General features: G+C 66.3%; 10 protein-coding genes and 1 pseudogene. All 11 read right to left on the bottom strand.

Annotation, left to right across the window (positions count from 1 at the left end; all coding sequences use genetic code 11):
* A pseudogene (locus BLU09_RS39125) lies at positions 1–233 on the bottom strand (cell wall protein); the annotation flags it as partial.
* Positions 234–787: 554 nt separating this feature from the next.
* On the bottom strand, positions 788–1,513 hold the full coding sequence (locus BLU09_RS39730) for a hypothetical protein (protein ID WP_244172431.1): 726 nt from the start codon (positions 1,511–1,513) through the stop codon (positions 788–790).
* Between the two features lie 8 nt (positions 1,514–1,521).
* Complete coding sequence (locus BLU09_RS37860) at positions 1,522–2,778, bottom strand: PAAR-like domain-containing protein (protein WP_090496005.1); 1,257 nt, start codon at positions 2,776–2,778, stop codon at positions 1,522–1,524.
* Positions 2,766–3,848, bottom strand: coding sequence for a hypothetical protein (locus BLU09_RS37855; RefSeq protein WP_090496004.1), 1,083 nt, complete (start codon positions 3,846–3,848; stop codon positions 2,766–2,768). The genes BLU09_RS37860 and BLU09_RS37855 overlap by 13 nt, the downstream gene beginning before the upstream one ends.
* Before the next feature lies 1 nt (position 3,849).
* Positions 3,850–4,854: a DUF2169 family type VI secretion system accessory protein gene (locus BLU09_RS37850; RefSeq protein WP_090496003.1), complete on the bottom strand. Its 1,005-nt coding sequence runs from the start codon at positions 4,852–4,854 to the stop codon at positions 3,850–3,852.
* Between the two features lie 50 nt (positions 4,855–4,904).
* Positions 4,905–6,200, bottom strand: coding sequence for a TIGR02270 family protein (locus tag BLU09_RS37845; RefSeq protein ID WP_090496002.1), 1,296 nt, complete (start codon positions 6,198–6,200; stop codon positions 4,905–4,907).
* A 751-nt stretch (positions 6,201–6,951) separates the two neighbouring features.
* A complete protein-coding gene (locus tag BLU09_RS37835; protein ID WP_143043284.1) occupies positions 6,952–7,305 on the bottom strand; it encodes a hypothetical protein in 354 nt (117 codons plus the stop codon).
* 117 nt (positions 7,306–7,422) lie between these two features.
* On the bottom strand, positions 7,423–7,665 hold the full coding sequence (locus BLU09_RS37830) for a hypothetical protein (protein WP_279627386.1): 243 nt from the start codon (positions 7,663–7,665) through the stop codon (positions 7,423–7,425).
* Entirely contained in the window at positions 7,659–8,051 is a 393-nt protein-coding gene (locus BLU09_RS37825; protein ID WP_090496000.1) for a gamma-glutamylcyclotransferase family protein, read from the bottom strand. Before BLU09_RS37825 ends, BLU09_RS37830 begins: the two co-directional genes overlap by 7 nt.
* A complete protein-coding gene (locus tag BLU09_RS37820; RefSeq protein ID WP_244172430.1) occupies positions 8,048–8,533 on the bottom strand; it encodes a gamma-glutamylcyclotransferase family protein in 486 nt (161 codons plus the stop codon). Before BLU09_RS37820 ends, BLU09_RS37825 begins: the two co-directional genes overlap by 4 nt.
* A 40-nt stretch (positions 8,534–8,573) precedes the next feature.
* On the bottom strand, positions 8,574–9,527 hold the full coding sequence (locus tag BLU09_RS37815) for an amidoligase family protein (RefSeq protein WP_090495999.1): 954 nt from the start codon (positions 9,525–9,527) through the stop codon (positions 8,574–8,576).
* Positions 9,528–9,983: the final 456 nt, after the last annotated feature.

The raw sequence follows: 9,983 nt of genomic DNA, 5'->3' as shown, positions 1-9,983 counted from the left end.
GGAGCAGGAGGCGCGGCGTCGGCCTTGGGCCTGCGCCCGCGCGGGAGAATGACTTCAGGGATGCTGTGGGGCGCGGCGTCCTCCACCCACGCGGCGTGCAGGCGGCCCGTGGCCATCATGAGGCGCCGCTTCTGGTAGTGGGTGGCGCAGTAGCCCTGGCTGCGGTGGGGGCGCTTGCATCCGATGACGGCACAGGTCCGGGCCGTGGGCGCGGCGGCCGGCGGTGGTTTCACACGGACGGGCTGGGAAGCCTCTGTCGGTTGCGCGGGGCCCGCCGTGCGCACGGCCTGAGCAGGCTGCGGCGCTCCGGACAACCGCCGCGCAAGGCGACTCAGCGCTGCGGTGAGCGTAGCGACAGGACCGACAACCTCCTCTCGAATGGCCGCCCGAAACTCGGACTCAAGGAACTGCGCTGGAAGAGCGCCGCCAGAAAGGCCCTGCTTCGGGTAGTGGAAAGGCTGCAATTCGCGAAGACGATGGGATTTAGGCATATGTAAAAGGCGTTGCACCGGATGCGCCGACGGCGCCGCTGTGGACGCGGCGACAAGGCAACGCTGGGAGACGATTACCAATCCCCAGGGCCGCGGCGTAGTCGATAGCGGTGCGCGCACTTGCACACGGGATGTGACAGCCGCAGGAGAGCACTGCTTGAGGATGCCTTCCGCCTGCACACTCTTTCAGTGGCCCGCGGACGAACTCCACCACTTTGCTGTCCGTCACGACCTCGTCAGTCAGCGCCGGGCATGTTCCGTACCTCTCGACGAGGGCTACGACTTCCAGGCTTTGCCTACCGCGTGATGACGCTCTTCAGCCCCGTTCGTGTCTCGAAATCCTGGGCCAGTCGCTCCATCTCCGCCGAGTCCTCGCAGCCCAGGATGAATGAGAAGGTGGGCTGCGTCGGATGTCGATAGAGCAGCAGCGCTGCGTCTCCTCGCTCGTACAGCGCGCAGTGCTCGACAGGAGGGAGCCGCTTGAAGCCCTTCTCCTCGGCCAACGCAGTCACCACGTCGGCCCGGTAGCGAGCTGCGGCAGCGGCGTCATCCGGTGTCGAGAACTTCCGCCGGAAGGGTAGCTGTGGCAGGCGAAGCTCCTTGAAGGCTTCGTAGTAGAGGAATTCTTCCAGCCCCACGTACTGGGGCGTGCTTGCCTCTGGAGGATTGTTTTCTGCCAGCACCCTGCGAACGACCATGCAGTCGTCGGCTCCATGCGGGCTCATGCGATCGAGGAACCAATGTCGACTGGAGAGTCCGTGATCTCCAGCGAAATAGATGTATCGAGTATTACTCAGCCAGGAGAGGCTGTATGCGCCGAGTGCTCCGTCGATGGACAGGGAGGCTTCTGCGAGTTCAAGGTCGCCGATGCTTGCGCCCATCGTTTCAAGGAACTGACGGTAGATACCTGGGAGTGGGCCCGCGTGCTTCTCTAGGACGGCTATGTCGAATCTATCTGCTGGGACAATCTCCTGGGAGAAACCAGGGCGATACTCTTCTACGAAGTCGACGAAGCTTTTCATTGGGGGCTCTATCGGGGGCACGTTGTTTGGCAGTAGAGGGCGGGGAGTTTGTTTTGACACTCCAGGCACGAGGGCACGTTGTCGCCACTGCTGAAGACTTGTTCGCGCTCCTCTGGTTCGGAGAGCTTCTTGGTGTCCAGGTCTTCTCGACGAACCTTGAACTTGACTCTGGGGCCGCGGTCGGGCTTGAGACCCTCGAGTGCTGGGTAGAACAGTCGCTCGATGAGTTGCTTGGGCTTGTGGCCTTCATGCTTTTCCATGATTTGCTTGGCGGCGCAGTCCCAAATCTTCTGCTCACTTTCAGGGCCGACAGGTGGACTTGCGCACTCAAAACCCACGGACCGCACAGCTTTTACGAAGCCCGGAGGGGCTTGGCCTGAGCAGGCCGCAACTTTCTTGGTACTGCATATACAGGCCATGGCGCCAATCATGTAGCCCTTGGTGTAGGTTTTCCTTTCGCCACAGAATCTGAGCACGGCGTTCGCCTTGAAGAAGGAGTCGAGGGCGTCGACCTGCTCTCTGAGGGCCGAGATTTCGATGGGCAGCGCTATCAGTTCCTCGCGCTGCTTCGAGTTTAGCCCTCTTCCCATTCTTCTGTTCTCTTCCGTGTTCTTCTCTTCTAACTGAGCCAGGAGCTTTTCTTTCTGATTCTTTTCCTTGGCGAGTTTGCTGCGCTGGAGGACCTGCTGCTTCTGGGCGTCGAGCGCTTCTTGGAGCCGCTGGAATAGCTTCGAAATCGTCGTCTGCGTCTCTTCTCCTGCCTCCAGCGGGTGCGTCTTCCCGCAGAGCGAACACGGGATGTCGTCGCCGTAGATGACAGCCATAACGCCGGAGGCCTGGATGATGCCCGTCATGGTGGCGGCATTCGCAGGGCTGCCGGAGGGGCCGCAGTTGTTGAGCATGGGGTCGCCCAGCAACTGCACGTTCCTCCCCTCGATTTTGACGTTCATTGAGCCGGGGCCGATGAACTTCGTCGGGCCGTGGGTGTTGCTGGAGATGAGCCCGCCCCCTGTCCCCTTGCTGGCCATGTCCCCCTTGCTGCCGAAGCTGGCGCCGGCAATGGCGACCGGGTGCCCGTTGATGGTGACTGTTTTCGAGTACCCCTCGGTCGAGTCGCCACTGTTGCCGATGTTGGGCAAGGGCGTGGGGACGAAGGGGGCCGGCGGGCCTGGCATCTTGCAGACGTTGGGCAGCGTGGCCGAGGCGATGCCCGAGCTACCCTTGGTGACGGGCGTCCTTGGGGAATTGACAGTTACTTTGGCCATGGATTCGTTCCTTCTCGACTTCCGGACAGTGGCTCTTCCAGCAGTGCGGCGGCGCGCAACCCAGCTTCCGAACTGCCCCAGAGTAGCGCACGGGAACCGCTCGCGTACCGGCGCCGCCAGGACTGCGCGCAGAGGATGAGGTTCAGCGCCCCCGTGGCGGCGCCCACTTCGCCGCAACTGCTCACGGGCGTGTGAATGGCAGTGGCATCGCGAAACGCGGCCCCCAGCCGCAGGGCGACGAAGCCCCACTCCTCAGAGCGGTAGCGCTCGCCGTTGAGGTCGCTGTGGACGGACGCCACCACCTCTCGCGTGCCGTCCAGTGGCGCGAGCGCCTCTCCCACGGCGACCGTCAGTCCCTCGCCCAGGTTGAGGTCCTCGGTGTGGATGCGCTTCGTCTCGCGGGCTGTGGCTGTGGCACGCACCATCGCGTGGGGCGCGAACCCCCACCGGCGTGCATGGGGCGCGGTCATCACCGCGACGAAGGCTGCGCCCTCGCTTGGTGCGAAGCCCGTGCGCCTCCCTTCTTCCAGCCACTGGTTCCGCTCTCGCAGCCAGGCCAGCGTCTGGACGTCATGGTAGCTGTCGACGCCTCCCACAATCACCAGCGGGGCGCGGCTGACACGCGTCACGGCCTCTCGTAGCCCCTCCAGCGCCGAGGCGTGGCCCGTCAGCCGGGGCTCCACCCGCAGACGTAGGCGCTCACTCCCTAGTGCCGAGAGGGCGGCGACGACTCGCGAGGCATCCGCTGCCCTCCAGCCCGGGCGCTCCTCGGGAAGGCCCACCAGCACCGGCACCTCGACATTTTCCGGGGGCAGGGCGGGCGCCAGCTTGGCGAGGACTTCGTCCAACGCCGCCGCCCCCAGCGCGGCCATGCGCGCCGCACCGCTCCACTCCTGCGCGTCCAGCAGCCCGTCCCTGGCGATGAAGGACTCGGCCTGGCGCCCCAACTCCGGCACCTGGAGGAGTCGCACGCGACTGATGCCCGCGCGCACCGCCGCCGCGACGCTCTCTGCTGTCGTCCCTGCGGGGGTACGTGCTCCCGATGCCACGAGTACTGCCTCGACACTCATGTCAGTCCGTCCTCTCGGTAATGGCCGTGAAGTCGAGGCAGTCGATGTCCTGCGGGCCGACTCTCAATCCCGTCTGGAAAACCATGCGCACCTTCTTCACCTCGGGCTCAATGACGACGGTGCCCAGGGCGGCCTCGTGGAAGCGCCGGACGGCGCCGAAGTAGGTGGCGAAGCCGAAGCGCAGGCGCGGCAGTGTGAAGTGGAGCGTGCCCTTCGGCGTGAGGTGCACCAGGGCCACCTTTTCTCCGCCCACAAGACGGCGTGAGGGCCGCTGGTCAGCGGGGGCGCAGAGGGCGAAGCGCTCATCGAAGTCTCGCGGCAGCAGCGGATGTCGCGTCTTCCGCCAGGCCTCGTCGAAGGTGCCTGCCAGCGCAAGGCGTGGAGACCAGTAACTGGCGATAGGACCAAGCCCGGCCGGCCCCGATTTCGCCGGGTTTCCCCGCAGGTATTCGATGCGGTGCGCGGGCTGGTCCACCAGATGTGCCTCGCGGCTGGCCACTCCGCGGCCCACAGGGTTGCGTAAGTCGCTGACGTGCTTGCGCGCGTCCGCGTCACGCGTGTCGGTGCCGCCCCAGGCCCACTCGTAGAGAATGGGCTGGGAGACGAAGGGCTTGGGAGACGAAGGATTCACGCCCGTCAATCCGCGCGTGTAGAAGCGCTCCCCGTGCACCACGAGCATCTTGTCCACGTCGTGGATGCGGATTGCCACCTCGACGCTGGGCGCAGGTCGTCCACCGGGCGCATGGGCGCACGCGTTGATGAGGACGTCGGTGTGGGGCTTGGGTGCGACGAGCTCGGCCTCGTAGCGCAGGCTGGAGTGTCCAGGCTCGCCCCAGTAGACGGGCTCGGGCAGTGGAGGCTCCTGCTCGTCGGCAGGGCGGAGGTGGCCCGCGTCGTCGACGTCGAAGGTCGCCTTGAGTGCGATGACCCAGAGGTGGTGGCCGTCCTTGTCGCGGACCCACGTCCGCTCGGCGGCATACGGTGTCTTGTTCTGAAGTGCCCACATGGTTGGTGACGAGGTGTGCCCTTGGAAGGAGAGCGGCTCGGGGCCCGCCCTCAGCGCAGGCCGCTGTCGAAGGACTGCGCGCGGATTCGGACGCTGGCGGCTCGGGCTTTGGCCAGCTCCGCGCGCTGGACATGCGTGAAGGTCCGAGTGCGCACCGTCAACGTGCCCTGACTCCGCAGGGCCAGCTCGCGCGACAGCACGTGGCGGCGCCGCATGGGACTGGTTTCCAGCGCCTCCACCAGGACGCTGCCACTGAAGGGGCTGCCGAGGAGGTACCGCGTGCCCTTCAAGAAGCGCTTCTTCTCCTTGTCCCACCAGCCCCGGACGGTGGCCACGTTCGGCCAGGGCAAGTCGTCCTCGGGCTTGGGCACCAGGTCCGCGTCCAAGTCCTCTTCGAATTCGGGCGGAAGCGGAGCGCCCTCGGGCCTCTCGCCAGGGGGCAAGGCGTAAGGCCCCTCCAGTCGAAGGCCCGTCATGGCCGAGAAGGCCTCCCCGGCCAGTTGGGCTACGCCGGGCACCTCCAGGTGCGCCAAGCACGCCTCCATGGCAGCCACCCGGCCGCTGAAGCCCAGGGCCCAGAGGGCATGGGCCCGGAGTTGCTCGACGTCCAGAAGGGCCAGCAGCGAGGGGATGTCCGCCTCGCTGCCGCCCATGGCGAGCAGCACCATGGCTTCGAGGCTGTGCGCGTCGCGGGCGCGGACGGCGGTGCGGCACATCTCCCAGGCTTGCCTCACACCGGAAGCCACTCCTGCCTCCATCGCCGCCGCCCGAATGCCGGGGTGGGAGGAGTCCAGCAGGCTTGGCAGCAGCGTCCGCGCTGCGTCTTGTGGGAAGGGAAGGGCGGCACGGAGGGCCGCAACCCGCGCCCGCTGCTCGTCATGCGTGAAGAAGCGCGCCAGCATCTCGAGTGATGCTTCCTGCCGAAACGCCAGCGCCTCCAGCACCTCGACCTGCAGTGCAGAGTCCTCCTGCTTCAACAAGTCGAGCAGGCGTGCGCCCAGCCCATGGGCCTCGCTGAGCTCCAGAGCCCGTCGAATGGCGGCGCGCGCTCCGGGCTCGGCCTCACGCAGTCGCAGCAGGACTTCGTCCACCTCGCCGAGGGCCAGCATTGAGAAGGCCGCCGCGGAAATGCGGAAGGCGTCCTCCGACTCGAAGGCGGGGCGCAGCACGGATTCGGCTGCGGTGGATGCGCCAACCACCAGCCCGTCCAGGTGCGCGAGGAGAAGCGCCTCTAACCGCGCAGTCTCAACCAGTGAGAAGTCCGGCGCCCCCAGCACCTTCTCCCATTGCAGCCACCGAAATTCGGCCTCGTCGAGGTGCTCCTCCAGCACGTCTACCAACAGCATGGTGCCTTCTCCCCCCTGGATTCCGCGAAGCGTAGCTGCAAGGGCTGACATGAATGTGCGAAGGCCTTCAGGCTTCGCCGGCTGTCGGCGCGTGAGAGTCATTGCTTTAAATGCGGTGGCAATCGCGACCGCTAACTGGAGAACGCACTGACGAGGCAGTCCGTGCTGAGCCCGGAAAGGCAAGTCACCGTCAGCCTGTGGACAGAGTTCGGCTGATTGAAGCCACGCCCTTCAGTGGCATCGCCCTCCGGGGCAATTCAATCCACGGGCCAACGTCGCCAGGGACGCACGCCCGTGGGCTGCGTTGGCGTCTTCCGGCCCGGACAGGGGAGTACAAGTCGATGGACGCAGGCACCAGGCCGCCGCTCAACACGCCCCGCGCGAAGAGGTGTCAGTGAAGGTGCGGCATGCCCCCCTGCTTTCCACCCTCGGCCATGAGCATGAAGACACGGCGGGCGCTCGCGGAGCGCCTGGGGCGGGCAGAGGTGGAGTTGCAGCGGGCGTATGCGTGCTTGGACGGCAGTCCCGCGGCGCGGACGCGGTTGGCCCAGGCGAAGCTGGAGTATGGGGCGGCGGAGGCCGCTGCCTTGGTGGAGCTGGGCGCCCGCGAGGCCTTGGTGCTTGTGGAGGCGCGCCGGGCTCGCGAGAGCCCTCTTCCCCCGCTGGAGGACGTCCCGACTGAACATGGCGTCACGTCACTCGGTAGGCAGGCTCCCCTTGGTGGACGAGGAACTCGCGCGCTCGAAGGACACTACATTTGACTGCCGGATTTCTTGGCGAGCCACTCCCGTACGGCAGGGGCTGTTATCTCAACAATTCGGCGCTCCTCGTTCTCCTTCCAGATTCGGTGCTCGTCGAGGCGCTCGCGGTCCTCAGCGCCACCAAAGAGAAGGACGAGGTCTTTCCCATTGAAGTCGGGACCACCATAAGTGTTCTGTAGATGTTCAACATACTTTTTGCGCAGAGTGGGTGGAATGCCGGCGATGACCTGGTCGATGGTTTCTGGGCTGAGCAAATCATCCAGCATTCCGTAGAGGCTAAGCCTGTTTAGAAGGCCATCATCCCAGCCGCGCAGCACCTCCACCAGTTTCGTCATCGAGTCCATGGTCATTATTCTACGTCAGTCTTGCCTGGGCTTGAGGTGGAACACGGTTGGAGAATGTCCGTCGGCTGGCATGGAGACCCTCCATCGCAAGGAGAGCGCAAGTAGTGGGTTCATCTCTCACCCCTTCGACGTCAGGCCTGTGCGAATCATCTCCGCCACCAACGATGCGGCCATCTCCTCGTCGGTGCCTCCGGGTACCTGGAGCTCCACCTCGTCGAATCTGCGCGCATTGGTCACCACCCACTCGATGTACTCGGGCAAGGACAGACGCTCTACGCCGAAGGCGATGTCCTGCATGGCGCGGACGATTTGGACTGCCGTGCCCTGGAAGACGCGCCCGTCGCGCATGACGATTACCATGATTCCCTCTCTTGAAGATGTAGACGCCAGCAACCGGATTCGATGGTAGGGCAGCCTGCCAGCCGCGCCTTGGGAAACAGGTATGCCTCGACGCGCGCGCCCCCGTCGAGAGTAATGGGACTGCGTTGGTAGAAGCGGGGGTGGCCCTCGAGCCTGTCGAGCGCCGCCAGCATAGGGGCGTCCACCTCGTACACTTCCCCCGCGACGGTGTGCTGGCCTTTCGAGGCCAGGGCTGGGAATGGCCCGTAGTCGTAGAGGGTGAAGCAGGGCCGCGTCCGCGCCGGACCGACGAGGCGGGCGCCACGCAGGAGGTGGTGGTTGGGTTCTCCGGACAGCAGCGTCCCGTAGACGAAGACGCTCGTTGCTGCGGGGGAAGTGCGCTTCATGCCGCACCTCCAAGGGCGTTCGCGAGCGCGGCGCGGTTAAAGCCCAGCCGGGCGTAGGCGTGCCAGAGGACGCGGAAGTAGGTGGCCGCAGGAGGCCAGGATTCGAAGCCTGCCTCGGGCTGGAGGTACACCAGCGCGCGGCGGCGCTTCCCGGCCCTGTCCGTCACCAACCGGATGGCGCGCCGGTACGCGAGGGGGTGCCCCTCGAAGGCATCGAGGGCGCGCAAGTCCTCGGGGGTGAGGCGGTACAGCACCCCCTCGACGTGGGCGCCGCGCACGCGCTGGAGGCTGGCGACGGCGCCGCCCCAGCGGCGGCTATACCCGCCAAACACCAAGGTGTGGCCGGGAAGGGTGGCGCGGGCTTCGACGGTGGCGTTGGGGCAGCGCGTGCGCATTTGGGCCATGTCGAGGTTGGAGCCGTAGGCGAAGTAGAGCATGGGTTTCTCCGTGTTGAGGGCGGGCGCGCGGCCCGCCGTAGTCATTGCCGGCCAGCGCCCTCAAGGGCCCGGCGTGAAAACCGCTTCAGGCGGCGAGGGCCTCGTGCACGCCGCCCTGGGCGCCCCCAGCGCCGCCCTGCGTGCCCTCGCTGCCGGGCGTGCCCTCCCCGCTCGGGCCGCGCCTGTCGCGGCGCTGGCCCTTCCAGGCGGCGCTTCCCTCCAACTTCTTGAGGAGGTGGAGGCGGGCCGTCTTGAATTCCTCGCCGATGAGGCCGAGGTGGAGGAGGAACACCCGGAAGTCGTACTTGGCGGTGGCGGGGTTGAAGTCGCGGCGCTTGCTGGAGGCTGCCTTCGAGGCCAGGGCCCGTGCGGCCAGGGCCAACACCAGTTGGGCGTAGGCCTTCACCTCTCCCGCGTGCACCGTGCCGTTGAAGTACCTGAATTCGATGGTACCCCGGAAGAAGAGGCTGTTGAGGTTGAGACCGTGGTAGCGGCTGGAGTCGTAGCGGTTGGGCATGCTGTTGCGGCGCCCGTACCAAGCCTCATTCACCTCCTGCAGGGTGCGCGGGCGCCGTGCCTCCAGCCGCTGGAGGAAGGCCGTGTCGATGGGCCGGCAGTACCGGGCCAGCCGCGCTGCGCTCACCCCGAGGGCCGTCTCCAGGAGGCGCTCCTGCTTGTGCACCATTTTGACGAGGTTGGTGACGCCCTTGGCATCGAAGCGGCTGCCGTCGACGTGGATGTGGATGCCGGTGGAGGCGTCGGCGCGGGCGCCGGCCTCGCGCGCGGCGCGCACCACCTGCTGTAAGGCGTCCATGTCCTGGTAGGTGAGGATGGGGGAGACGATTTCGCCGCTGCGCTCGCCCCCGCTTAGCGAGGCGTCCGCCACCACCTTCCAGGTGCGGCCCTGGGCGTCCGTCACCTGCCAGCCCCGGTAGTCGCCGGAAGCGTGCCCACCCACCGCGCTCTGAATCGCGTAGGCCAGCTTCTGGCGGCTGGCGCCAACCGTCTCAATCTCAATTCCAAACCGGAGCGTCTTCATGGAGTTTGCCTCTCGCATTCGCGCGGGGCTGTGGTGCCCGTCGCGAAACACATACACGCTCTGGTGTGTGGATGAAGCAAGTCATCTTCGACGGCTGGCGGTGTGGATTTTTCTGCCTGGAATTGCCGCGAGAATTCGCGGGGTTTCACGCCGGCCCACTGTGGTGGGGGGGGCGCAGCCCGGCGCTTCTGGGCTTGGGCGGTAGGCGGAATTCCAGTGTGTGTGATTGTCCTGGCCATAGGCTGGGGATTGGCGGGATGTGTCGGCGCGGAGTCTCCCGCCGCGTCCGCTGGTTCAGTCGGAGGAGCCTCCCTCCGACGCTGGGGCGCGCGCCGCACGCGGTGCCCGCAGAGGGGCTCAGGAGGGCTCAACCCACGAGGCGTTTGAGCAGCGCCATCGCGCGCTCGGCTTCGACCGGAGTGCCCTCCGCCAGCTCCAGGTACACGCGGCCTCCGG

The sequence above is a fragment of the Myxococcus virescens genome, from assembly GCF_900101905.1.
In the GTDB taxonomy this organism is placed as follows: Bacteria; Myxococcota; Myxococcia; order Myxococcales; family Myxococcaceae; genus Myxococcus; species Myxococcus virescens.
This window is presented reverse-complemented; position numbering and strand designations above follow the sequence as displayed.